A 21,795-nucleotide genomic window follows, 5' to 3' on the forward strand; every position below is an offset into this window, starting at 1 on the left:
GCGGCGTGCAGCGGGCCTTGTTCTATGGCGTACTGACGGCGGCGGTGGCCTTTCCGCTCGGTTACTTCGTCGAGGCCTGGATGGGCTGGGTGCTGTTCTATGCCGGCCTCAGCCTGCACCTGGCGATGCACTACCGCAATTTTTCGCGCCTCGAACGGTGGACCCGCAAACCGGTCCTCGACGCCAGCCTGGAAGGCGACGGCGACTGGGACCGGATCTTCCGCCGCCTCTACCGCCACGAGAAGGAGCTGCTCGAGAAGATCGAACTGCGCGAGCGCGACATCGCCCGCCTGATCGCCGCCGTCCATGCGATGAACGACGGCATCGTGCTGCTCGACGGCAACTTCTACATCCAGTTCTGCAACAAGACCGCCGAGCGCCAGCTCGGTCTCGATTCGGCGCGCGACCGCGGCGCCTCGATCGCCAACATCCTGCGCCAGCCGGAGTTCGTCGCCTACCTCGCCGAGGCCGATTTCTCGCGTCCCCTGACCCTGCGTCTCGACCGCTACTTCGAACGCGTGCTCTCGCTCTACCTGATCCTCTACGCCGAGGATTGCTGGCTGCTGCAGGTCAAGGACATCACGCAGACCGACCGCCTCGACAGCATGCGCCGCGACTTCGTCGCCAACGTCTCGCACGAGTTGCGCACGCCGCTCACCGTGCTCTCCGGTTTTGTCGAGACCCTGCAGGAAATCGACGTCGACGCCGAATCGCGCAAGCACTACCTGCAACTGATGGGGCAGCAATCGACGCGCATGCTGTCGATCGTCCAGGACCTGCTGACGCTGTCGTCGATCGAGTCGGCGCCGCCGCCGCAGGACGAAGTGGTCGACATGGCGACCCTGGTCGACAAGCTTCATCGCGACGCCGAGGCGTTGTCCGCCGGCCGCCACACCATCCATCTCGAAACCGAGGGCCAGGGCGACCTGCTCGGCGCCGAATCGGAACTGATCAGCGCCTTCGCCAACCTGGTCGCCAACGCCGTGCGCTACACGCCGAACGGCGGGACGATCACGCTGAGCTGGAAGGTATCGCCCGCAGGCGCCGAATTTGCCGTCCAGGATACCGGCATCGGCATCGACGCCAAGCACATCCCGCGGCTGACCGAACGCTTCTACCGCGTCGACCGCGGCCGCTCGCGCGATGCCGGCGGCACCGGCCTCGGCCTGGCGATCGTCAAGCACTCGCTGAGCCGCCACCAGGCAACGCTGGAAGTGACCAGCAAGCCGGGCGAGGGCAGCCGTTTCGCCGCCAAGTTTCCGCCCAGCCGGGTGAGCGGCGTCTGATCAGGCCTTGACCGGTCGTACCCGGCTCGCCGCCAGTTTGGCGCGGCTGCGCGCTTCGTCGGTGTCGGCGCCGTTGGCGACGGCGACGCCCATGCGTCGTTTGCTGAAGGCTTCCGGTTTGCCGAACAGGCGCAGGTCGCTGCGCGGCACGGCGAGCGCTTCGGCAACGCCGGCGAAGGCGATGCCCTGTTCTTCCATGCCGCCGTAGATCACCGCCGAGGCGCCCGGCTCGCGCAGCGCGGTGTCGACCGGCAGGCCGAGGATGGCGCGGGCGTGCAGTTCGAACTCCGAGAAACGCTGCGAACACAGCGTCACCAGCCCGGTGTCGTGCGGCCGCGGGCTGACTTCCGAGAACCAGACCATGTCGCCCTTGACGAAGAGTTCGACGCCGAACAGGCCGCGACCGCCGAGGTTGCCGGTCACCGCGCCGGCGATTTCCTGGGCGCGGGCCAGCGCCGCCGGGCTCATGACTTGCGGCTGCCAGGATTCGACGTAGTCGCCGGAGACCTGGATGTGGCCGATCGGCTCGCAGAAGTGGGTGACCACTTCGCCGCTGGCGTCGCGGGCGCGCACCGTGAGCAGCGTGATCTCGTAATCGAAATCGATGAAGCCCTCGACGATCACCCGCCCCTGGTTGACCCGGCCGCCGCTCGCCGCGTAGTCCCAGGCCTTCTGCACGTCGTCCGGGCCGCGCAGCAGCGACTGGCCTTTGCCCGACGACGACATCACCGGCTTGACGATGCACGGGTAGCCGATGCCGCCGTCGATCGCCGCCTGCAGCTCGGCGAGCGAGTCGGCGAAGCGGTAGGGCGAGGTGGGTAGCCCCAGTTCCTCGGCGGCCAGACGGCGGATGCCTTCGCGGTTCATGGTCAGGCGGGCGGCGCGGGCGGTCGGGATGACTTCGGCCAGGCCTTCGGCTTCCAGTTCGACCAGGGTGTCGGTGGCGATGGCCTCGATTTCGGGGACGATCAGTTGCGGCTTTTCCAGCTCGACCAGGCGGCGCAGCGCGGCGCCGTCGGTCATCGCGATGACGTGGGCGCGGTGGGCGACCTGCTGGCCGGGGGCGTTCGCGTAGCGGTCGACGGCGATCACCTCGACGCCCAGGCGCTGCAGCGCGATGACGACTTCCTTGCCGAGTTCGCCGGCGCCGAGCAGCATGACGCGGGTGGCGGAAGGGGAAAGCGGGGTGCCGATCTGCATGGTGAACTCGCGGGCGGTAGTGGAAACCGGGCGAATGTAGGCGGCGGCCGACGGAATTGCAAGCGTCGGCTCAGACGCGCTGTGCCTCGATGCGGAAGCGGCTGACGATGCTCGCCATGTGTTCGGAGAGCTGGCGCACGCCGTCGGCGAAGCTGCGCGTGTGGCCGGCGGTGACGTTGGCGTGGCTCATCAGTTGCTCGATGGCGTCCACCTGGCGGACGATCTGCCGGCTCGACGCATGGCCGACGCCGACCTGCTCGGCGATCTTGCCGACGGTCTCGATCACTTCCCGCGCCGAGCGCTCGATGTCGCCCATCGCGTTGCCGGCGGTGCTGGCGAGGTCGATGTTGAGCTTGATGTCTTCCACCACCTGCTGCATCAGCCCGGTCGACTGGCGCGAGGTGACGGCGATCTCCTCGACCTGGCCGGCGATCGACAGGGTGGCGGCGCTGACCCGTTCGGCCAGCTTGCGCACCTCGTCGGCGACCACCGCGAAACCGCGCCCGGATTCGCCGGCGCGCGCCGCCTCGATTGCCGCGTTGAGCGCCAGCAGGTTGGTCTGGTCGGCGATCTCGCGGATTTCGCGGACCAGGCCGGAAATGTTCTGGCCTGCCGCAGCCAGCGCATAGACGCGGGCGGCGGCGGTTTCGACGTTGCCGGCGAGGTCGTGGATGCGCTCGACCGTCTGGCGGATGGTTGCCCCGTTGTCCTCCGCCTGCTTGCCGGAATGCGCGGTCAGTTCGCCGGCATGACCGGTATCGGCGTGGATGCGGTCGATCTGCGCCTGCACCTGCTGGATCGCTTCCTGGATCTCGCGCGACGAGCCGTTGCTGTTGGCCGCGAGTTCGGCCAGCGTCGTCGCCGAACGTTGCATGTCGGCTGCCGCGACGCCGTTCTGGCGGATCACCTCGGCCATCTCGCCGAGACTCTGCTGCAGGGTGTCGAGCAGGCGGTTGAAGGCCTGGATCGAACGGCCGATCTCGTCGTCGTTGATGACCGGCACGCGGTGCGTGAAATCGAGGCTGTCGGCGATCGTCTGCATGGTCCGCTCCATCTCGCGGAGCGGCCGGGCAATGCGCCGGTAGAGGGCGAGGCCGAGCCCGGCCAGGACCGCCAGGATGGCGGCGAAGGCGGCGCCGAGCTGGAGCAGCGTTTCCTGCAGGCCGTTTTCGAGGCGGGCGACGCTCTCGTCCTTGGCCCGCCGCTTCTCGACGCGCAGGGTCTCCAGGACGCCTTCCAGTTCGGCCAGGTAGGGCGCCGCGTTGCCGGACAGCGTCGCTTCGGCGAGCAGGGGTTGGCCGGCCAGGCTGAAGCGGGCGACATCGTCGATGGCGGCGTAATAGTTCTTCAGGCTCTCTTCTGCCTGGTCGAGCAGGCCACGCTGCGCGTCGCCCTCGGCGAGCCCGCGCTGGGCGGCGAGGGCGTCGCCCAGTTGCGTCTTGCCGGCGTTCAACTGCTCCTGCAACTGCCCGGCGACGTTGCGCTCGCTGGCGTGGGCCAGATTGATGGCGACGATCTGCAGGCCCTTCAGCTCGGCGCCCAGTTCGATTGACGCGAGAAAGCCGGGGATGGCGCCCTCGGTCAGCTCGCGGATCATCGTGTTGTTGCGCTGGAACTGGGTCAGCGCGACGAGGCCGAGGGCGAGCAGCGCGCTCATGGTGAACGCGAGGAGCAGGACGAGGCGGTGCGATATCTTCATGGCCGGGCTTTCGGGAAAAAACCGCGGCAGCCTAAGCCAACATTGTTGCAGCACGGTGACCGGCGCCTTGTCATCAGGCTGTCACGCGGCGGTCACAGGCGCTTCACGGAGGGCGGCGATGATGCCCCCATGCCAAAAGTCAGAAGCCTGTTTCTATCGGACATCCACCTCGGCACCCGGGCGTGCCAGGCGGACCGCCTCCTCGATTTCCTGCGCGAATACCCGGCCGACAATACCTTCCTGATCGGCGACATCGTCGATTTCTGGGCCATGAGCCGCAGCATCTGCTGGACCCGGGCGCAGAACACCGTGGTCCAGAAGCTGCTGCGCCGGGCGCGTTCCGGCGACCGCGTGGTGTTCATTCCCGGCAACCACGACGAAGTGCTGCGCGAATACTGCGGCATCGTCTTCGGCGACATCGAAGTGGCCGACGAGATGGAGCACGAAACGGCGAGCGGCAAGCGCTATCTGCTCATCCACGGCGACCAGTTCGATCAGGTGACGCGCCACCACCGCTGGGTCGCGGTACTCGGCGACAAGGCCTACGACCTGTTGGTCAGCCTCAACCACTGGCTGTCCTGGGTCCGTCGCAAGCTCGGCCTGGCCGGTTACTGGTCGCTCGCCGGCTACGCCAAGCGGCGGGTCAAGACGGCGCTCAACTTCATCTTCGATTTCGAGACCTCGGCCGTCCATCACGCCCGCGAGCGGGGGCTGGATGGCGTCATCTGCGGCCACATCCACTGGGCGACGATACGCCAGATCGACGGTCTCGACTACATCAACTGCGGCGACTGGGTCGATTCCTGCACCGCCATCGTCGAACATCTCGACGGTCGCCTGGAACTCGTCACCTGGACCGCGTCGCCGCAAGCGCCGCGGCAACTGGCGGCACCGCTCGAACAGCCGGCGAGCGAAACGGCGGAGGCCTGAAATGCGTGTCCTGATGGTGTCTGATGTCTATTTTCCCCGCATCAACGGGGTGTCCACGTCGATCGAAACCTTCCGTCGCGGGCTCGCCGCGCATGGCGTCGATGTCCGCCTGGTCGTGCCGCGCTACGCCGACGAAAGCGACGAACCGGGCATCGTCCGGGTCGCCGGACGGCCGGTGGTGGGCGATCCGGAAGACCGCCTGGCCGGCTGGCAGGCGATGCACCGCGCGGTGTTCGACGCCGCCGCCGACTGCGACCTGATCCATGTCCAGACACCTTTCGTCGCCCACTACGCCGGCCTGCGGGCGGCGCGTCGTCGCGCTCTGCCGGTGGTCAGCACCTATCACACGCTGTTCGAGGAATACCTTGAGCATTACGCCCCCTGGCTGCCGGGCGGCTGGCTGCGCGCTGCGGCACGGGGTTTTTCGCGGCGCCAGTGCAATGCGCTCGACGCCGTCGTCGTGCCATCGACGGCGATGCGCCAGCGGCTTGCCGATTATCGCGTGACGGTGCCCACGCACGTGCTGCCGACCGGCATCCCGCTGGCGCAATTCACCGGCGGCGACGGCGCCGCTTTCCGCGCCGCCCACGGCATCGCGGCGCAGCGGCCGGTGGCGCTGTTCGTCGGCCGCGTCGCCCACGAGAAGAACATCGAATTCCTCTTCCACGCGCTGCGCGAGGCGCAACGCCGTTGCCCGGAGATCCTCCTGGTGGTCGCCGGCGAGGGGCCGGCGATGGGCGAACTGCGCGCCCGCGTCGCTGCACTCGGCCTTGCCGGGGCGGTCCGTTTCATCGGTTACCTGGACCGTAGCCAGGATCTGCCCAACTGCTACGCCGCCGCCGACGCCTTCGTCTTTGCTTCGCGCACCGAAACCCAGGGCCTGGTCCTGCTCGAAGCGATGGCCGCCGGCCTGCCGGTGATCGCGCTGTCGGCGATGGGTACCGCCGATATCCTGGAAAACACTGCCGGCTGCTTCACGCCGCCCGACGATCCTCAAGCCTTCGGTGAAGTGCTCGGCCACGTCCTGGCCAATCGCGACGCCTGGGATTATCTCGGCCAGGACGCCAGGCGCGCCGCCGAGGCCTGGTCGGACAGCGCGCTGGCCGGCCGCCTGGCCGGACTCTACCGGCAGCTCGTCGCGGCGCGCCAACCGCAAGCGGTGGCGCTGACGGCGGAAACCTGAAAACTCAGACTTCCTCGACCACCGGCATCAGCCGGTCGGTTGCCCGCAGGCGTTCGGCCATCACCCGCATCACCTGCATCGCGAAGAAGGGCGTGTTCTGGATCAGGAACTGGAAACGCGCCTCGTCGATGGCGACGAACTCGCAATCGCTGGTTGCCAGCACCGTTGCCGAGCGCGGCCCCGGCGAGACCAGGCCCAGTTCGCCGACGATGCCGCCATGCTGCAGGTGTTCGACGACCCGGTTGCCGATGACGATATCGGCATTGCCGGCGCTCAGGACATACATCAGTCCGCCATCCGCGTCGCCTTCGCGGAACAGCGTCTGACCGGCGGGGATGCGGAGGATGGTGGGGTTGTGCGCGAACAGTTCGAAGAAGACCATGATGCTTTCCATGAGGTTGGGATCACCGCAGGTTGTAGCACGAAGGTCATAACCCGCTTATTACAGGCAGGTTGCGGCTGTGTGATCGGCGCGTCAGGCCCGGCGCCTGAGCAGCAGGTTGACGACGAAGGCAATCACCGCGTCGCCATGCTGGTTCCTGGCCTGAAATTTCAGCCGGGCGATGCCGCGGTCCGGCTTGGAGTTCGATGGCCGCAGTTCGAGCACCTCGACTTCGGTGCGCAGCGTATCGCCGGGGCGCACCGGCGCCAGCCAGCGCAGTTCGTCGATGCCCGGCGAACCCAGGCTCGATGACTGGAAGATGCCGCTTTGCACGAACAGGCGGAAACACAGGGCCAGCGTCTGGAAGCCGCTGGCGATCAGCCCGCCGTAGGGCGATCTGGCGGCTTCGACGGCGTCGAGATGGAAAGGCTGCGGATCGTACTGCAGGGCGAAGCCGATGATTTCGCCTTCGCTCAGCGTCACGCCAGCGGTGTTGAAGGTCTGGCCGACACAGAGGTCGTCGAGGTAGCGGGTGTGCATGGTCGGGGCTCTCGGGAGGGCGGCGGGGTGTGCCAGTATCGCCCAATTTCCTGATGACCGGCGGCTGTCATGAAAGCTTAGCGCGGGCCGATTACCTTGGTCGCATTTCAGGGAACTTGCGATGCGACGACCACTGCCCGAGGAACTCGGACTCGACCCCGCCAACGAATCGCCGTTCAAGGGCAAGACCGGCTTGCGCCGGGTCTGGAATGCCTTCCGTTATTCGCTCGACGGCCTGCGCGCCGCCTACCTGTGCGAAGACGCCTTCCGCCAGGAAACCTGGCTGGCCCTGCTACTGATACCGCTGGCGCTGTGGCTGCCGGTCGGCTGGCTGGCCACCGCGTTGCTGATCGCCAGCCTGCTGCTGGTGCTGGTCGTCGAATTGCTCAATTCGGCGATCGAGGCGGTGGTCGACCGCGTCGGCCTGGAGAACCACCGGCTGGCCAAGCGCGCCAAGGATATCGGCAGCGCCGCCGTGTTCGTCTCGCTGTGCCAGGTCATCGTGGTCTGGACTGGCGTCCTGCTGGAGAAGCTATGAAACTGGATATCGCCTTCGTCACCGAAACCTATCCGCCGGAAGTCAACGGCGTGGCGATGACCGTCGGCCGCCTGGTCGATGGCATGCGTCAGCGCGGCCATCGGGTCGAGGTGCTGCGGCCGCGCCAGGGCGCGGCGGATGCCGGGGGCGAGCACGATGTGCCGTTCGCCGGTGTCGCGCTGCCCGGTTATCCCGGCCTGCAGTTCGGCCTGCCAGCCGGTGGCGCCCTGCGCCGGCGCTGGCGGCAACGGCGGCCGGACCTGGTGCACGTGGTCACCGAGGGGCCGCTCGGCTGGTCGGCGGTGGCCGCCGCGCGCCGCCTGGGGATCCCGGTGACTTCCGGCTTCCATACCAATTTCGACCGCTACAGCGTGCATTACGGCATCGGCTGGCTGCGCCCGGCGGTGGCGGCCTATCTGCGCATGCTGCACCGGCGGACGCGGGCGACGCTGGTGCCGACCGCGGCGCTCGCCGCCGAACTGGCTGGCGAGGGGGTGCCCGGCGTGCGCGTCGTCGGTCGCGGCGTCGATACCGTGCTCTTCGACCCCGCCCGGCGCAGCAACGAACTGCGCACGCGCTGGGGGGCGGACGGCGCGGGGCCGGTCTGCCTCTACGTTGGCCGGCTGGCCCCGGAGAAGAATCTGGCGCTGGTCGAGAAATGCTTTGCCGCGCTTCAGGTCTGGCATCCGGCGGCGCGCCTGGTGTGGGTCGGCGACGGGCCGTCGGCGCGCAAGCTGGAGCAAGATCACCCGGATCAGTACTTCGCCGGCATGCGCACCGGCGAGGACCTGGCGGCGCATTTCGCGAGCGCCGACCTCTTCCTCTTTCCCAGTCTCAGTGAGACCTACGGCAACGTGGTGGCGGAGGCGATGGCCAGCGGCGTGCCGGTGGTTGCCTACCGCAGCGCGGCGGCGGCCGAGCTGGTGGTCGATGGCGACAACGGCCGGGTTGTCGCGCCGGGCGACGAGAAGGCCTTTGTCGAGGCGGCGCTGTGGGCGCTGGAAGATGGCGAACGGCTGCGCCGGATGGGCGAGCGGGCGCGTTCGGCGATGCTGCCGCGCGGTTGGCCGGACGTCGTCGCCAGTTTCGAGCGCGCGGTGCGCGAGGCGCTGGCCGGTTGAAGCTTTACTGGCGCTGGATCAATTCGACCTTGTAACCATCAGGGTCCTCGACGAAGGCGATGATCGTGCTGCCGTGCTTCATCGGCCCGGCTTCGCGCACCACCTTGCCGCTGCGCGCCTTGATCGCGGCGCAGGCGGCAGCCGCGTCGGGCACGGCGAGCGCGATGTGGCCGTAGGCGTTGCCCAGCTCGTAGCTGGCGGTGTCCCAGTTGTGCGTCAGTTCGAGCACGGCTTCGCTGTCCTCGCTGCCGTAGCCGACGAAGGCCAGCGTGAAGCGGCCTTCCGGGTAGTCGTTGCGGCGCAGCAGTTGCATGCCGAGGATTTCGGTGTAGAAGGCGATCGAGCGGTCGAGATCGCCGACGCGGAGCATGGTGTGCAGGATGCGCATGGGGTTTCCTTTCAGAATTGCGGCAGTTGACGGCCGAGGTGGCGCAGTTCGAGGCGCCGCGCTCGCCAGTCCGGGCAGAGGCGTTCGACGACAGACCAGAAACGCGGGCTGTGGTTCATTTCCTTCAGGTGCGCCAGTTCGTGGCAGACGACGTAATCGACGATGGCCGGCGGCATCAGGAGCAGCCGCCAGTTGAGTGCGATGTTGCCGCGCGCGCTGCAGCTGCCCCAGCGCGTGCGTGCCGACGACAGGCGTAGCGGCGGCGCGGCGACGCCGAGAAAGGGCGCGAAATGGGCTAGGCGTTCGCCAAACAGCGCCCGGGCTTTTTCGCGCAGCGCCGCTTCGAGCACCCGGGCGGGGTCGGCGCTGTCCGGCACGGCGAGGCGGATTTCGTCGGCGGTAAAAGCGGCGCCGGCGCGTTTTGCCGGCGCGATGTGCAGGCGGATCGGGCCGCCCAGGAGGTCGAGCACGGCACCGTCGACGACGGCGAAGCGGCTTGCCGCCGGGCGCTCGCGCCAGGCGGCGAGCTTGTCGAGAACCCAGTCGCCGTGCTGGCGGATCAGCGCCTCGATGTCACGCAGTGCAGCGCCTTGCGGGGCGCCGACGCGCAGGCCGCGCTGGTCGATGCTCAGGCCGATGCTGCGTCGGCTGCTGCGGCGCAGCGTGTATTCGAGCGTCTGGCCGGCGACGACGATGCGCCGGGGCGTCTCAGTCGGCTTTGCCGGCATCCGGGTAACGGTGCGGCGAGAGGCGGCGCATCTCGGCTTCGATCCAGTCCTCGACCCGCTGGTTGACCTCCGCATCGCTCATGCCGCTGGCGTCGAAGGCCGGGCCGATGCTGATGGTCGCGGTACCGGAGCGCTTGAGGAAAGCCTGGCGCGGCCACAGTTCGCCGGCGTCGTGGGCGACCGGCACCACCTGGCAGCCGACGTGCGTCGCCAGGTAGGCACCGCCCGGCTTGTAGCGGCGCTTTTCGCCCGGCGGCACGCGCGTGCCTTCGGGGAAGATGATGACGTAGAAACCCTGCTTGAGGCGCTCGCGGCCCTGGGTGACGACCTGGTCGAGGGCGTTCTTGCCGGCGCCGCGGTCGATCGAGATCATCTTCATCGCCGCCAGCCCCCAGCCGACGAAGGGTAGCTTGAGCAGTTCCTTCTTCAGCACGAAGACGCAGTAGGCGCCGGCCGGCACGCAGTCCTGCAGGGTCATCGTTTCCCAGGCCGACTGGTGTTTGGACATGATGACGCAGGGTTCGGCCGGCATGTTCTCGCGGCCGATGATGCGCGGCCGGATGCCGAGCAGGTTCTCGACACCCCATTGCGTGCCGAGGCGCCAGACGCGGCCGAAGCGGTAGGCCCAGATGCCGCCGAGCAGCGGCCCGGCGATCACCACCAGCGGCGCGCTGAACACCGACCAGACGATGGCGTAGATCATGAACAGGGTGGAACGGACGGCGCTCATTTCTTTTCCTTGCTTTCCTGGGCCAGCAGGTGATCGGTCGCTGCGGCGAGGTTGGCGAAAATCAGCGTGCCGGCAGGCAGATCGCCGTCGTCGCGGGTTTTTTCGCCCTTGCCGGTGAGCACCAGGATCGGCTGGCAGCCGGCGGCGGCACCGGCCTGCAGGTCACGCAGCGAATCGCCGATGGCGGCGACGCCCTTGAGGTCGGTGTTGAGGGTGTCGGCGATGCGCCGGAACATGCCCGGCTTCGGCTTGCGGCAGTCGCATTTCGAATCGGCGGTGTGCGGGCAGTAAAAGATCGCGTCGATGCGTCCGCCGAGTTCGCAGGCGGCCTTGTGCATCTTGCGATGGATGCGGTTGAGCGTATCCATGTCGAACAGGCCGCGCCCGACGCCCGACTGGTTGGTGGCGACGACCACCCGGTAGCCGTGCTGCTTGAGGCGGGCGATCGCCTCCAGGCTGCCGGGGATCGGCTTCCATTCCTCGGGGCTCTTGATGAACTGCGCGGAGTCATGGTTGATGACCCCGTCGCGGTCGAGGATGACAAGCTTGGCCACCATCGCCGCTTACGCCGAAAGCCGGGAAAGATCGGCGACGCGGTTCATCGCCGCGTGCAGCATGGCGAGCAGGCCGAGCCGGTTGGCCTTGAGCGCCGGATCGTCGGCATTGACCATGACGCCGTCGAAGAAGGCATCGACCGGTGCGCGCAGCGCCGCCAGGGCGAGCAGCGATTCGCTGTAGTCGCCGGTGAGGAAAGCAGCGTCGGCCTGCGGCACGACGTCGATCAGCGCCGCGTGCAGCGCGCTTTCGGCGGCTTCGCGCAGCAGGGCCGCATCGACGCGGGCTTCGACGGCGCCGTCGGCCTTCTTCAGAATGTTGCCGACCCGCTTGTTGGCGGCGGCCAGCGCGGCGGCTTCGGGCAGCGCCGAGAAGGCGCGCACGGCGGCCAGGCGTTTGACGATGTCGCCCAGGCGCTGCGGCCGCTGGCTGACCACGGCATCGACTTCCTGCGCCGTGTAACCCTGCTCGCGCAGGCTGCCGGCGAGGCGGTCGTAGATGAAGTCGGCCAGTGCCTGCGGGTTCGGGGCGAAGCCTTCGATACCGTTGAACTGCGCGAAAACGCCGTTGAGCAGGCTGTCGACGGCGAGGTTGAGGTCGCCCTCGGCGAGCATGCGGATGACGCCCAGCGCGTGGCGGCGCAGCGCGAACGGGTCGCGGTCGCCGGTCGGGATCTGGCCGATGCCGAACATGCCGACCAGGGTTTCCAGCTTGTCGGCCAGCGCGACGACCGTGCCGACCTTGCCGCGCGGCAGGCTGTCGCCGGCGAAGCGCGGCTTGTAGTGGTCCTCGATGGCATCCGCCACGTCGGCATTCAGGCCGTCGTGCTGGGCGTAGTAGCGGCCCATGATGCCCTGTAGCTCGGGGAATTCGCCGACCATGTCGGTGAGCAGGTCGGCCTTGGCGAGCAGCGCCGCCTGTTCGGCGTGCTGCACCAGCTCGCCGCCGCCGAGCGCTTCGGCGATGGCGCGGGCAATCGCCGCGACGCGCTGGACGCGCTCGCCCTGGGTGCCCAGCTTGTTGTGGTAGACGACCTTGGACAGGCCGATGACGCGCGATTCCAGCGATTTCTTGCGGTCCTGGTCGAAGAAGAACTTGGCGTCGGCCAGACGCGGGCGCACCACGCGCTCGTTGCCACCGATCACCGCGCTCGGGTCGGCCGGCGAGATGTTGCTGACGACGAGAAACTTGTTGGTCAGCTTGCCGGCGGCATCCAGGAGCGGGAAGTACTTCTGGTTGGCCTTCATGGTCAGGATCAGGCATTCCTGCGGCACGGCGAGGAATTCTTCCTCGAACTGGCCGACCAGCACGTTCGGGCGCTCAACCAGCGCGGTGACTTCGTCGAGCAGGGCGTCGTCGTCGATCGGCTTGCCGCCCGCCTGGGCGGCAGCGGCGGCGAGCTGGCGGGCGATCTCGGCGCGGCGCTCGGCGAACGAGGCGATTACGGCGCCGTCGCGCTTGAGCGTTTCAGCGTAGCTGTCAGCGTCGGCGATCACCACCGGATCGACCGCCGCTTCAAAACGGTGGCCCTTGGTGGCCTTGCCCGATTGCAGGCCGAGCACGGAAACCGGTACCACGTCGCTGCCGTGTAGGGCGACCAGCGCATGCGCCGGACGCACGAAGTTGACGCTGCTCCAGCCGTCGGCCAGCTGGTAGCTCATCACCTTCGGGATAGGCAACGCGGCCAGCGCGGCTTCGATGGCCTTCTGCAGGCCGTCGGCCAGCGTCGCGCCCTTGGCCAGGCTGTCGTAGAAAAGGATTTCGGCCTTGCCGTCGCTTTCGCGGCGCAGGCTGGCGACGGCGGATTCGTCGGCGCCGAGTGCGGCGAGCTTTTTCAACAGGGCCGGCGTGGCGTTGCCAGCGGCGTCGAGACCGACCGAGGCCGGCATCAGCTTCTGCACCACCGGTTTGTCGGCGGCAACGGCGGCAACGTCGGTGACGTGCGCGGCCAGGCGGCGCGGCGAGGCATAGGCGGTCACTTGCGCGCCATCGGCGGCCAGGCCGTCCTTCTTCAGCGAAGCGGCAAGCGCGGCGGCGAAGCTTTCGCCGAGCTTCTTCAGCGCCTTCGGCGGAAGTTCTTCAACGAACAGTTCAACGAGGAGGTTCTTGGCAGTCATCTCAGGCGGCTTTCTTGGCGTTCTGTTCTTCGAGCTTGGCCAGCACTTCGGCGGCCCAGGCCTTGGGCGCCATCGGGAAGCCGAGGCGGGCGCGCGATTCGAGGTAGGCCTGGGCGACGGCGCGGGCCAGGTTGCGGATGCGGCCGATGTAGGCGGCGCGTTCGGTGACCGAGATGGCGCCGCGCGCGTCGAGCAGGTTGAAGGTGTGGGCCGCCTTCAGCACCTGTTCGTAGGCCGGCAGCGCCAGTTGCGCGCCCATCAGGTGCTGCGCCTGCTTCTCGTGGGCGGCGAAGGCGTGGAACAGGAAATCGACGTCGGAGTGTTCGAAGTTGTAGGTCGATTGCTCGACTTCGTTCTGGTGATAGACGTCGCCGTAGGTCAGGCCGTCGGTCCAGGTCAGTTCGAAGACGTTTTCGACGCCCTGCAGGTACATGGCGAGGCGCTCGATGCCGTAGGTGATTTCGCCGGTGATCGGCTTGCAGTCGATGCCGCCGACCTGCTGGAAGTAGGTGAATTGCGTCACTTCCATGCCGTTCATCCAGACTTCCCAACCGAGGCCCCAGGCGCCGAGCGTCGGGTTTTCCCAGTCGTCCTCGACGAAGCGGACGTCGTTCTTCTTCAGGTCGAAGCCGAGGGCTTCGAGCGAGCCGAGGTAAAGCTCAAGAATGTTGTCCGGCGCCGGCTTCAACACCACCTGGTACTGGTAGTAGTGCTGCATGCGGTTCGGATTCTCACCGTAGCGACCGTCCTTCGGCCGGCGCGACGGCTGTACGTAGGCGGCTTTCCAGGGTTCCGGGCCGATCGCGCGCAGGAAGGTGGCGGTGTGGCTGGTGCCGGCGCCGACTTCCATGTCGTACGGCTGGAGCAGGGCGCAGCCCTGGGCACTCCAGTATTGCTGCAGACGCAGGATGATTTCCTGAAAGGTCGGTTTGCCGGCGGCCGGCGAAGCGTTCGGGGTGTTGCAGGTGGTCATCGGGACGCACTCGGTAAGACGGAAAGTGGCGATTTTACAATCTTTTGCCGACCCCCGGCAGCTTGCCGGGGGAATGCCGGCCAAGGCCCGCGATGACGATGGATGCGGGGGGATGGGCGGGGATTCTTCCGGCATAAGTGTTGTGGCGATACAACGCTTGGCCCGGGTGCGCACGCCCGGCTTTGTTGACTTGTTCAAATAAATCAATAGAATGCGCCCTGCTTTGTTGCGGTGCAACACCGTTGTTTCCCCGTCTCCGGCCAGACTCGGCCTGGTGGAAACCTAGCTTCCTCCCACGGAGGAATGGCCCGGTGTCGTACCCCCCGTAACCGTTCGCCGATGTATTTTTGTCGGTGGCACAGTGAAGGAGGGCGCATGTTCGCTTCGCAGTTCCTTTTCCCCGCAGTTCAGCGGGTAGTCGCGGCCGTCTCGCACGTCGTCCGCAAGTTTCTGATGTTGGCCGGGCTGGTTTTCTTGCTCGGCCTGGCCGGTTCCTTCCAGGGGCAGGCCGGTTTCCTGCAAGGTTTGCAGGCGATGTTCCCGGCCGGTGTCAGCGCCAGTGAAACGCCGACGGCGGAGGCCGTGCAGGTGGTGGCGCAAATCGAGACGGGACGCCTGGTGCCGTCGATGCTGAAGGCGCTGAACGACGTCGCCCGCCGTTACCGGGTGTCGCGCGAGGCCCTGCTGCCGATCTTTCTGGCCGCCCAGGACAGCGCGCGCGAGCAGGGGCTCGACCCCTTGCTGGTGGTGGCGGTGATCGGCGTCGAATCGGGCTTCAACCCGTTCTCGCAGAGCGTTGTCGGCGCCCAGGGCCTGATGCAGGTGATGCCGCGTTTCCACAGCGACAAGCTGCCGCAGGACGCGGGCGAGCTGCCTTTCTTCGACCCGGTGACCAACGTCCAGGTCGGTACCCGCGTCCTGCGCGAGTCGATCGCCCGCAATGGCGGCCTGATTCCCGGCCTGCAACAGTTCGGCGGCGCCATCGACGATCCGGCGCAGCGCTACGCGAGCAAGGTACTCGCCGAGCGACGCCGGCTCGAGGCGGCGATCCGCCAGGGAACGCGGCAGACCGCCTGAACGGCGATGTCGGGCGGGCATATTTCAATGTAATATCAGAGCCCTCTTTCCGGGGGTGACGATGAAATCTGTTTCGCTTGCTGTGGCCGCGGCGCTCTGCTGCGGCGTCCTGGCCGGGGCGCCGGCGCAAGCCGAGGATGGCCTCGGCGTCGGCCTGACGCCCTTGCCGCAATGCGGCGCGCCGCTGGCGCTCGATGCGCCGTTCGAGATGGCGACCCGGATCGCCGACTATCAGGCCTTGACCGAGGAAGTGCTGAGCCTGCGGGCGCGGGCGATCGATTACCTGGAGGTCCTGAAAGCCCGCGATGCGCGCGGCGAGGCCCTGTCCGGCGCCGACCTGCGGCGCCTCAACGAGGGCGCGGCGAGCCTGCTCGACCAGCGGCGGCGCCTGCTGGCGGTGGCCACCGAGCGCGAATGCTGGCTCGACCAGCCGATTCCCGCCGATCCGACGCGGGCGCGGGTGCTGGCGGCCGGGGTGGCGATGTCGCTGTCGGCGGCGTTGCTGCTCTACGACAACTACCTGTCGGCGGTCGGCCTCTACCGCGCCAACCCCTTCCTGCGCCAGCACCTGAACAGCCGCGACAGCGGTTTCGCGATTCCGAGCGGAGCGCTCGATCGTATCTCGCTGTCCTTCAATTCGGCGGTCAACCGCGCCCGCACCCGGCGCGCCCTCGAATGGTACGAAGCGCATGGCCGCGTGCTCGCCAGTTCGCCGGCCGACGGTGAGCGTTACCTGGCGGCGCTGATCGAGCAGAGCCCGTCCTACCAGATGGTGCGTCAGGTGCAGCCGCTCGGTTACGTCGGCAGCATGCTCAATTTCTTCAGCGCCTTCTCGATCGATACGCTGAACCGCCTGAAGAAGGAAGGCGTCAATCTCTCCAGCCTCCTGTTCGGCAACGCCGCCGGCCTGGTCGAGACCCGGCGCGGCAAGCTCGACGGCCAGGCGCCGGTGCTCGAGAAGCTGGCGGGCACGGTGCAGGCGGGCGATGTGCTGCTCGAGAAGACGCCGTTCCGCCTCACCGATACCTTCATTCCCGGTCATTACGGCCACGTCGCGGTGTGGGTCGGCAGCGAGGCGGAACTGCGCCGCCTCGGCATCTGGGAGCATCCGGTGGTGCGTCCCTACCAGGCCAACATCCGGGCCGGTCGCGGCGTCGTCGAGGCGCTGCGTTCGGGGGTCAAGATGAACACGCTGCGGCATTTCCTCAACATCGACGATCTCGCCGTCCTGCGCCCGCGCCAGATGGCCGACACGGTACGCGCCGAAGCCGTGCTGCAGACCCTGCGCCAGGTCGGCAAGGCTTACGACTTCAATTTCGACGTCGAATCGACCGATCGCATCGTCTGCTCGGAACTGGTCTATCACGCCTACGGCGACGTGCGCTGGCCGACCAAGCGTCAACTCGGCCGGGTCACCATCAGTCCCGACAACGTCGCCGCCGAAGCCACCGGCAACGGCGCCTTCGCCATCGAACTGCTTTACCACGACGGCAGGGAGCAGACCGCCGGGCGCGGCGAGTTCGTGCGCGGCCTGTTGAAGTCCGATGTCGTCAGGATGGCGCGCGGCGGCGACGGCGCCCGCTGAAAATTCAATCGCGCCGGCGCGGGCGGGCGACGAGCGCGAGCAGGACGATGAGGGCGAGGGCGCCCAGGTTGCCCCAGCGGCTGTAGGGCGTGGCGCCTTGATGCGCCCGCACTTCGCCTTCGAGGACGCCGCTGGTGAAGGGCTCCAGCACGCCGCTCAGGCTGCCGTCGGCGGCGATGATCGCGGTCATCCCGGTATTGGTCGCGCGCAGCATCGGGCGGCCGGTTTCGACGGCGCGCAGGCGGGCGATCTGCAGATGTTGCGGCTGCGCCAGCGAGTGGCCGAACCAGGCGGTGTTCGACAGGTTGGCGAGAATGCCGGCGGCGGGCAGGGCGCGGATGATCTCCTCGCCGAACACGTCTTCGTAGCAGATGTTGATCGCCACCGCGCTGCCGGCGACGGCGAGCGGCGTCTGTCGCGCCGGGCCGGCGCTGAACGACGACATCGGGATGTTGGCCTGGGCCATGAACCAGGCGAAGCCGGGCGGGATGAATTCGCCGAAAGGTACCAGGTGTTGCTTGCTGTAGACCTGCAGCGGCGAGGCGCCGAGGCTGACGGCGCTGTTGAAGTAGGCGCCCTCGACATCGCCGGTCAGGGTGCCGGCGATCAGGTCGCCGCCGTGGCGGGCGGCCAGCGTCTTCAGTTCGTCGAGGTATTCCGCCGGCAGGCGGTCCACGAAGGTCGGCAGCGCGGTTTCCGGGAGTAGGGTCAGTTGCGCCGGATGGGCGGCGATCAGATCGCGGTACAGCGTCAGCGTGCGGAAAAAGGCTTCCGGCCTGAACTTCATGTCCTGCGGGATGTTGCCCTGGATCAGCGCGATGCTGACCGGCTCGCCGACCGGTGTCGTCCACGTCACCTGGCGCAGGCCGAAGCCGACGGCGGCAAACGCTGCCAGCAGCAGAAGGCCGCTGCGCCAGCGGGCGAGGCTGGCGGCGATCAGGGCGACGCTCAGCGACAGGCCATAAACGCCGAGCAGCGGCGCGAAGCCGGCCAGCGGGCTGGGCGGTGCCTGGCTGTAGCCGAGCGCCAGCCAGGGAAAACCGGTAAACAGCCAGCCGCGCAGCCAGTCGGTTCCGGCGACGAGGACGGCGAACCACAGCACCTGGCGCCAGAAGGCGGCCGGCTGCCAGCGCCGGAAGGCCCAGCCGGCGGCGGCCGGGTAGAGGGCCAGCGAGGCGCAGAAGATGAGCGTCGCCGGGCCGGCCAGCCACCACGGCATGCCGCCGAAGACCGAGAGGCTGACGTACACCCAGGAGACGCCGGCGAGGAAGAAGCCGAACCCGAACAGGAAACCGCTCAGCGCCGCCTGACGCGGACCGGCGGTGCGGCGCAGCAACAGGAAGAAGGCGAGCCAGGGCAGCGGCGCCAGCCAGAACAGGTCGAACGGGGCAAAGCAGAGGACGCCGCCGGCACCTGCCAGCAGCGCCGCCAGGTGGCGGCGGTACGCCTCAGTCAGCGGCATCGGCAGTGGCGGGGGCGGGCTTCGGCAGGTCAACGAGCAGGGTGTACAGGCGGCGACTGTCGGCGCGCAGCACCTGAAAGCGGACGCCGTCGATGTCGACGCTCTCGTTGCGTTTGGGAACGCGCCCCAGGTGGCGCAGGACGAGGCCGCCGACGGTGTCGAATTCCTCGTCGGAGAATCTGGTCGAGAACGCGGCGTTGAAGTCGATGATCTCGGTGCGCGCCTTGACCCGGTAGCGGCCGGCGGAATCGAGGCGGATGTTGTCGTGCGCCTCGTCGAAGTCGTATTCGTCCTCGATGTCGCCGACGATCTGTTCGAGCACGTCCTCGATGGTGACCAGGCCGGCGACGCCGCCGTACTCGTTGACGACGATCGCCATGTGGTTGCGCGAGACGCGGAATTCGCGCAGCAGCACGTTGAGGCGTTTCGATTCCGGGATGAAGACGGCCGGTCGCAGCCAGTCGCGCAGTTCGAAGTGTTCTTCAGTATGCAGGCGCAGCAGGTCCTTGGCGAGCAGGATGCCGAGGATGTTGTCGCGGTCGCCGTCGATGACCGGGAAGCGCGAGTGGGCGGCTTCGATGATTTCGGGCAGGGTTTCGAGCAGCGGATCGTCGATGTCGATGACGTCCATCTGGGCCCGCGGCACCATCACGTCGGTGACGCGGGTTTCCGAGGCGGCGAGCGCACCTTCGATGATGGTCAGCGCGTCGGCGTCCATCAGGTTGCGCTCGTAGGCGGCGTGGAGGGTCTGCATGAGCTGCGCGCGGTCTTCGGGTTCGCGCAGCAGCAGGGAAGTCAGGCGTTCGATGAAACCGGGTTTACTGTCACTGTCCATGATGGTCAATCCGCATATGGGTCGGCATGACCCAGTGCGGCTAGAATTTTCCTCTCTTCGTCTTCCATGGCGCGGGCTTCCGCGTCGTCCTCGTGGTCCCAGCCCTGCAGATGCAGCATACCATGCACCGTCAGGTGGGCGTAATGCGCCGCCGCCGACTTGCCCTGCTCGGCGGCCTCGCGGGCGACGACGGCGGGACAGATGACGAGGTCGCCCATGACCACGGGTTCCGTCTCGTAGGGAAAGGACAGGACGTTGGTCGCGTAATCCTTGCCGCGGTACTCGGCGTTCAAGGCTTGTCCCTCGTCGGGCTCGACCAGGCGGATCGTCACCTCGCCGCCGCCGTCCAGAGCCGCCCTTGCCCAGCGCACGAAATCCGCTCGCAAGGGTAGGCCGTCGCGGTTACAGGCGTATTGCACGGAGAGGTTAAGTCGTTTGCTGGCGGTTTTCATAGGCTTCGACGATGCGGGCGACCAGCGGGTGGCGCACGACGTCTTCCTTTCTGAATTCGGTGAAGGCGATGCCGCGCACGTCGTGCAGCACGTCGACGGCTTCCTTGAGGCCGCTCTTGTGGCCGCGTGGCAGGTCGATCTGGGTGACGTCGCCGGTGACCACGGCCTTGGCGCCGATGCCGATGCGGGTCAGGAACATCTTCATCTGTTCCGGCGTCGTGTTCTGCGCTTCATCGAGGATGATGAAGGCGTGGTTCAGCGTGCGCCCGCGCATGAAGGCGAGCGGCGCGATCTCGATGGCGTGCTTCTCGTAGAGCTTGGCGACGCGGTCGTGGCCCATCAGGTCGTAGAGCGCGTCGTAGAGCGGCCTCAGGTAGGGGTCGATCTTCTGCGTCAGGTCGCCGGGCAGGAAGCCGAGCCGTTCGCCGGCCTCGACCGCCGGCCGGGTCAGGATGATGCGCTGCACCAGGTCGCGCTCGAAGGCGTCGACGGCGGAGGCGACGGCAAGATAGGTCTTGCCGGTGCCGGCGGGACCGATGCCGAACGTGATGTCGTGTTCCTGGATCGCCTTCAGGTAGGCGACCTGGCGCGGTGTGCGGCCGTGCAGTTCGGATTTGCGGGTGACCAGTTGCGGCCCGTCGTGCGCCGTTTCGGCGGCGCCGATGCGACGTACCGGGGCGTTGGTCAGTTCGATCAGGCCGAGCTGGATCTCGTCCACCGACAGCGGCGCGCGCGCCAGTGCGTAGAAGTGGCGCAAGGCGTCGGCGGTGAGCTGGGCCTGGTCGCCGGTGATCGAGAAGCGCTCGTTGCGACGGCGGATGACGACGTCGAAGCCGGTCTCGATCTGCCGGATGTTTTCGTCGAGCGGCCCGCACAGGTTGGCGAGCTGGGCGTTGTCGACCGGTGCGAGGGCAATCTCGACCGGTCGAGCGGGGCGCGGGCGCCGGGTGTTCACTGTTTGCGCAGCATGGTCTTGTCGATCCAGCCCTCGAAGTTGGCGCCCTGCACCTTGATGAATTTTTCCTGTTCCTCGCCCAGTGCCACCATCTCGTCGCTCTTGGCCAGCGTCTTCAGCGGCTTGCCCTGGCCGGTCGGGGCGGCGTACAGCTTGATGCCGCCGATCTTCGGCACCAGCACGTCGCCGGCGGCAAAGACGGCACCGGCCTGGCGGACGTTGCCGGCCTGCTGCGCGGTGGTCGTCGCCGTGCGCTTGAGCGCCGGGTTGTCGCGCATGGCGATGACGATCTTGTTGTAGTTGTCGAGGAAGGAGGTGGCGACGACCTTGCCCTGCGCCGTGTTGGCGTAACCGCCGAGGGCGCCGAAACCGCCGCCGCCGGCGCCAAGGAAGCCGAGGCCGAAATCGGACTTCTCGGCGCTGCCCGAGGCGGCGGTGATCTGCACGCCGGAGCGGGCGTCGGCAACCAGCATCGAGGTCTGCGCCTGCTTGAACTTGACGCCGCCGACGATGGCGCCGGCGATCATGCCGCCGACCCCGAAGACGCCGCCGATGCCGCCCAGCGCGCCGCCGACGCCGCCGGCATCGCTCTGCGAGAAGACGACGTCGGGCGTCAGCACGTAATCGGCGGTCAGCATCTGGCCGCCGCCCATGTTGTTGCCGCCCTGCAGCATGCCGCTCTGCGCCAGTTGGCGTTCCTGCATCAGGTTCTGCATGGCGACGCCGCGCTCGACGACGACGAAGCAGTTGGACTGTTGGATCATCAGCCGGATCAGCCCGGTCGGCGAGGAGAGGCCGACTTCGTTGAGCGCCTTGCCGACGTATTCCTGCGGTTCGGCGACGGCCAGCGCGCCGACCGGCGCGCTGCATTTCTCGAGTTGCATCGCTTCGCCGCTGGCGCCTTCGGTGCTCGCCGAGCCGCCAACCGGCACATCGCCGCCGCCCAGCTTGTAACCGGACGGCTGGGCGCCGACCGGGGCCGCCAGCAGGGCGGCGATGACAAAGGCCGGAGCGGCCTTGACGGTGGTTCTTTGAAAGATCATCTGCATTGGTATCCCC

22 protein-coding genes are annotated in these 21,795 nt (G+C 67.8%); 7 read left to right on the forward strand and 15 right to left on the reverse strand.

Features of this window, described 5'->3' with window-relative positions; all coding sequences use genetic code 11:
• Window positions 1–5 precede the first annotated feature (5 nt).
• The gene (gene phoR / locus ACLIIZ_RS05780) at window positions 6–1,286 is read left to right on the forward strand and encodes a phosphate regulon sensor histidine kinase PhoR (RefSeq protein ID WP_416691170.1); all 1,281 of its coding nucleotides are present in this window, start codon (window positions 6–8) and stop codon (window positions 1,284–1,286) included.
• Here the strand turns inward: phoR and purT are convergent, their stop codons facing one another.
• Both purT and ACLIIZ_RS05790 read right to left on the reverse strand, forming a co-directional pair.
• A complete protein-coding gene (purT, locus tag ACLIIZ_RS05785) occupies window positions 1,287–2,486 on the reverse strand; it encodes a formate-dependent phosphoribosylglycinamide formyltransferase (protein WP_416691171.1) in 1,200 nt (399 codons plus the stop codon).
• A gap of 70 nt (window positions 2,487–2,556) precedes the next feature.
• On the reverse strand, window positions 2,557–4,185 hold the full coding sequence (locus tag ACLIIZ_RS05790) for a methyl-accepting chemotaxis protein (protein ID WP_416691172.1): 1,629 nt from the start codon (window positions 4,183–4,185) through the stop codon (window positions 2,557–2,559).
• Window positions 4,186–4,314: 129 nt separating this feature from the next.
• Here ACLIIZ_RS05790 and ACLIIZ_RS05795 point away from each other — a divergent pair, with 129 nt between their 5' ends.
• Complete coding sequence (locus ACLIIZ_RS05795) at window positions 4,315–5,115, forward strand: UDP-2,3-diacylglucosamine diphosphatase (RefSeq protein ID WP_416691173.1); 801 nt, start codon at window positions 4,315–4,317, stop codon at window positions 5,113–5,115.
• Between the two features lies 1 nt (window position 5,116).
• Window positions 5,117–6,298: a glycosyltransferase gene (locus ACLIIZ_RS05800; RefSeq protein ID WP_416691174.1), complete on the forward strand. Its 1,182-nt coding sequence runs from the start codon at window positions 5,117–5,119 to the stop codon at window positions 6,296–6,298.
• Between the two features lie 4 nt (window positions 6,299–6,302).
• Here ACLIIZ_RS05800 and ACLIIZ_RS05805 read toward each other — a convergent pair whose 3' ends face one another.
• Together ACLIIZ_RS05805 and ACLIIZ_RS05810 are read right to left on the reverse strand one after the other, a co-directional pair.
• Window positions 6,303–6,692: a Crp/Fnr family transcriptional regulator gene (locus ACLIIZ_RS05805; protein ID WP_416691175.1), complete on the reverse strand. Its 390-nt coding sequence runs from the start codon at window positions 6,690–6,692 to the stop codon at window positions 6,303–6,305.
• An 81-nt stretch (window positions 6,693–6,773) separates the two neighbouring features.
• Window positions 6,774–7,220, reverse strand: coding sequence for a MaoC family dehydratase (locus tag ACLIIZ_RS05810; protein WP_416691176.1), 447 nt, complete (start codon window positions 7,218–7,220; stop codon window positions 6,774–6,776).
• 121 nt (window positions 7,221–7,341) lie between these two features.
• Between ACLIIZ_RS05810 and ACLIIZ_RS05815 the strand changes: the two genes are divergently transcribed.
• Together ACLIIZ_RS05815 and ACLIIZ_RS05820 are read left to right on the forward strand one after the other, a co-directional pair.
• Window positions 7,342–7,758 (forward strand): diacylglycerol kinase, encoded by a 417-nt coding sequence (locus ACLIIZ_RS05815; protein ID WP_416691177.1) that lies wholly within the window; start codon window positions 7,342–7,344, stop codon window positions 7,756–7,758.
• Window positions 7,755–8,879 (forward strand): glycosyltransferase family 4 protein, encoded by a 1,125-nt coding sequence (locus ACLIIZ_RS05820; protein ID WP_416691178.1) that lies wholly within the window; start codon window positions 7,755–7,757, stop codon window positions 8,877–8,879. The genes ACLIIZ_RS05815 and ACLIIZ_RS05820 overlap by 4 nt, the downstream gene beginning before the upstream one ends.
• 4 nt (window positions 8,880–8,883) lie before the next feature.
• Here ACLIIZ_RS05820 and gloA read toward each other — a convergent pair whose 3' ends face one another.
• Genes gloA through glyQ form a run of 6 tightly spaced genes read right to left on the reverse strand, consistent with a single transcriptional unit; the run spans window position 8,884 to window position 14,370 of the window.
• Complete coding sequence (gloA, locus tag ACLIIZ_RS05825; RefSeq protein WP_416691179.1) at window positions 8,884–9,267, reverse strand: lactoylglutathione lyase; 384 nt, start codon at window positions 9,265–9,267, stop codon at window positions 8,884–8,886.
• 11 nt (window positions 9,268–9,278) lie between these two features.
• Window positions 9,279–9,995, reverse strand: a complete 717-nt coding sequence (locus tag ACLIIZ_RS05830; protein WP_416691180.1) for a M48 family metallopeptidase — start codon at window positions 9,993–9,995, stop codon at window positions 9,279–9,281.
• A complete protein-coding gene (locus ACLIIZ_RS05835) occupies window positions 9,976–10,725 on the reverse strand; it encodes a lysophospholipid acyltransferase family protein (protein ID WP_416691181.1) in 750 nt (249 codons plus the stop codon). The genes ACLIIZ_RS05830 and ACLIIZ_RS05835 overlap by 20 nt, the downstream gene beginning before the upstream one ends.
• A complete protein-coding gene (gmhB, locus tag ACLIIZ_RS05840; protein WP_416691182.1) occupies window positions 10,722–11,282 on the reverse strand; it encodes a D-glycero-beta-D-manno-heptose 1,7-bisphosphate 7-phosphatase in 561 nt (186 codons plus the stop codon). The genes ACLIIZ_RS05835 and gmhB overlap by 4 nt, the downstream gene beginning before the upstream one ends.
• A 6-nt stretch (window positions 11,283–11,288) precedes the next feature.
• On the reverse strand, window positions 11,289–13,397 hold the full coding sequence (glyS, locus tag ACLIIZ_RS05845) for a glycine--tRNA ligase subunit beta (RefSeq protein WP_416691183.1): 2,109 nt from the start codon (window positions 13,395–13,397) through the stop codon (window positions 11,289–11,291).
• Window position 13,398: 1 nt separating this feature from the next.
• Window positions 13,399–14,370 carry a glycine--tRNA ligase subunit alpha gene (glyQ, locus tag ACLIIZ_RS05850; protein WP_416691184.1) on the reverse strand — a complete coding sequence of 324 codons (972 nt, stop codon included), beginning with the start codon at window positions 14,368–14,370 and terminating at the stop codon, window positions 13,399–13,401.
• 375 nt (window positions 14,371–14,745) lie between these two features.
• Between glyQ and ACLIIZ_RS05855 the strand changes: the two genes are divergently transcribed.
• On the forward strand, window positions 14,746–15,447 hold the full coding sequence (locus ACLIIZ_RS05855) for a transglycosylase SLT domain-containing protein (RefSeq protein ID WP_416691185.1): 702 nt from the start codon (window positions 14,746–14,748) through the stop codon (window positions 15,445–15,447).
• A 61-nt stretch (window positions 15,448–15,508) separates the two neighbouring features.
• Window positions 15,509–17,032, forward strand: coding sequence for a YiiX/YebB-like N1pC/P60 family cysteine hydrolase (locus tag ACLIIZ_RS05860; protein ID WP_416691186.1), 1,524 nt, complete (start codon window positions 15,509–15,511; stop codon window positions 17,030–17,032).
• A gap of 4 nt (window positions 17,033–17,036) precedes the next feature.
• On the opposite strand, the gene lnt is transcribed toward ACLIIZ_RS05860, so the two are convergent.
• The 5 genes from lnt to ACLIIZ_RS05885 are packed head-to-tail and all read right to left on the reverse strand — an operon-like array spanning window position 17,037 to window position 21,779.
• Window positions 17,037–18,494: an apolipoprotein N-acyltransferase gene (gene lnt, locus ACLIIZ_RS05865; RefSeq protein ID WP_416691187.1), complete on the reverse strand. Its 1,458-nt coding sequence runs from the start codon at window positions 18,492–18,494 to the stop codon at window positions 17,037–17,039.
• Window positions 18,481–19,329, reverse strand: coding sequence for an HlyC/CorC family transporter (locus tag ACLIIZ_RS05870; RefSeq protein ID WP_416691188.1), 849 nt, complete (start codon window positions 19,327–19,329; stop codon window positions 18,481–18,483). The genes lnt and ACLIIZ_RS05870 overlap by 14 nt, the downstream gene beginning before the upstream one ends.
• 5 nt (window positions 19,330–19,334) lie before the next feature.
• Complete coding sequence (gene ybeY / locus ACLIIZ_RS05875) at window positions 19,335–19,781, reverse strand: rRNA maturation RNase YbeY (protein ID WP_416691189.1); 447 nt, start codon at window positions 19,779–19,781, stop codon at window positions 19,335–19,337.
• Window positions 19,756–20,736 (reverse strand): PhoH family protein, encoded by a 981-nt coding sequence (locus ACLIIZ_RS05880; protein ID WP_416691190.1) that lies wholly within the window; start codon window positions 20,734–20,736, stop codon window positions 19,756–19,758. Before ACLIIZ_RS05880 ends, ybeY begins: the two co-directional genes overlap by 26 nt.
• Window positions 20,733–21,779 carry a hypothetical protein gene (locus ACLIIZ_RS05885; RefSeq protein ID WP_416691191.1) on the reverse strand — a complete coding sequence of 349 codons (1,047 nt, stop codon included), beginning with the start codon at window positions 21,777–21,779 and terminating at the stop codon, window positions 20,733–20,735. The genes ACLIIZ_RS05880 and ACLIIZ_RS05885 overlap by 4 nt, the downstream gene beginning before the upstream one ends.
• Window positions 21,780–21,795 lie beyond the last annotated feature (16 nt).

This window comes from Azonexus caeni (genome assembly GCF_048146105.1).
GTDB lineage: Bacteria > Pseudomonadota > Gammaproteobacteria > Burkholderiales > Rhodocyclaceae > Azonexus > Azonexus aromaticus_B.

Bases quoted from the DNA above. Each gene is read 5' to 3' on its own strand.
- purT (WP_416691171.1), bottom strand. From the start codon at position 2,486: ATGCAGATCGGCACCCCGCTTTCCCCTTCCGCCACCCGCGTCATGCTG.
- ACLIIZ_RS05790 (WP_416691172.1), bottom strand. From the start codon at position 4,185: ATGAAGATATCGCACCGCCTCGTCCTGCTCCTCGCGTTCACCATGAGC.
- ACLIIZ_RS05795 (WP_416691173.1), top strand. From the start codon at position 4,315: ATGCCAAAAGTCAGAAGCCTGTTTCTATCGGACATCCACCTCGGCACC.
- ACLIIZ_RS05800 (WP_416691174.1), top strand. From the start codon at position 5,117: ATGCGTGTCCTGATGGTGTCTGATGTCTATTTTCCCCGCATCAACGGG.
- ACLIIZ_RS05805 (WP_416691175.1), bottom strand. From the start codon at position 6,692: ATGGAAAGCATCATGGTCTTCTTCGAACTGTTCGCGCACAACCCCACC.
- ACLIIZ_RS05810 (WP_416691176.1), bottom strand. From the start codon at position 7,220: ATGCACACCCGCTACCTCGACGACCTCTGTGTCGGCCAGACCTTCAAC.
- ACLIIZ_RS05815 (WP_416691177.1), top strand. From the start codon at position 7,342: ATGCGACGACCACTGCCCGAGGAACTCGGACTCGACCCCGCCAACGAA.
- ACLIIZ_RS05820 (WP_416691178.1), top strand. From the start codon at position 7,755: ATGAAACTGGATATCGCCTTCGTCACCGAAACCTATCCGCCGGAAGTC.
- gloA (WP_416691179.1), bottom strand. From the start codon at position 9,267: ATGCGCATCCTGCACACCATGCTCCGCGTCGGCGATCTCGACCGCTCG.
- ACLIIZ_RS05830 (WP_416691180.1), bottom strand. From the start codon at position 9,995: ATGCCGGCAAAGCCGACTGAGACGCCCCGGCGCATCGTCGTCGCCGGC.
- ACLIIZ_RS05835 (WP_416691181.1), bottom strand. From the start codon at position 10,725: ATGAGCGCCGTCCGTTCCACCCTGTTCATGATCTACGCCATCGTCTGG.
- gmhB (WP_416691182.1), bottom strand. From the start codon at position 11,282: ATGGTGGCCAAGCTTGTCATCCTCGACCGCGACGGGGTCATCAACCAT.
- glyS (WP_416691183.1), bottom strand. From the start codon at position 13,397: ATGACTGCCAAGAACCTCCTCGTTGAACTGTTCGTTGAAGAACTTCCG.
- glyQ (WP_416691184.1), bottom strand. From the start codon at position 14,370: ATGACCACCTGCAACACCCCGAACGCTTCGCCGGCCGCCGGCAAACCG.
- ACLIIZ_RS05855 (WP_416691185.1), top strand. From the start codon at position 14,746: ATGTTCGCTTCGCAGTTCCTTTTCCCCGCAGTTCAGCGGGTAGTCGCG.
- ACLIIZ_RS05860 (WP_416691186.1), top strand. From the start codon at position 15,509: ATGAAATCTGTTTCGCTTGCTGTGGCCGCGGCGCTCTGCTGCGGCGTC.
- lnt (WP_416691187.1), bottom strand. From the start codon at position 18,494: ATGCCGCTGACTGAGGCGTACCGCCGCCACCTGGCGGCGCTGCTGGCA.
- ACLIIZ_RS05870 (WP_416691188.1), bottom strand. From the start codon at position 19,329: ATGGACAGTGACAGTAAACCCGGTTTCATCGAACGCCTGACTTCCCTG.
- ybeY (WP_416691189.1), bottom strand. From the start codon at position 19,781: ATGAAAACCGCCAGCAAACGACTTAACCTCTCCGTGCAATACGCCTGT.
- ACLIIZ_RS05885 (WP_416691191.1), bottom strand. From the start codon at position 21,779: ATGATCTTTCAAAGAACCACCGTCAAGGCCGCTCCGGCCTTTGTCATC.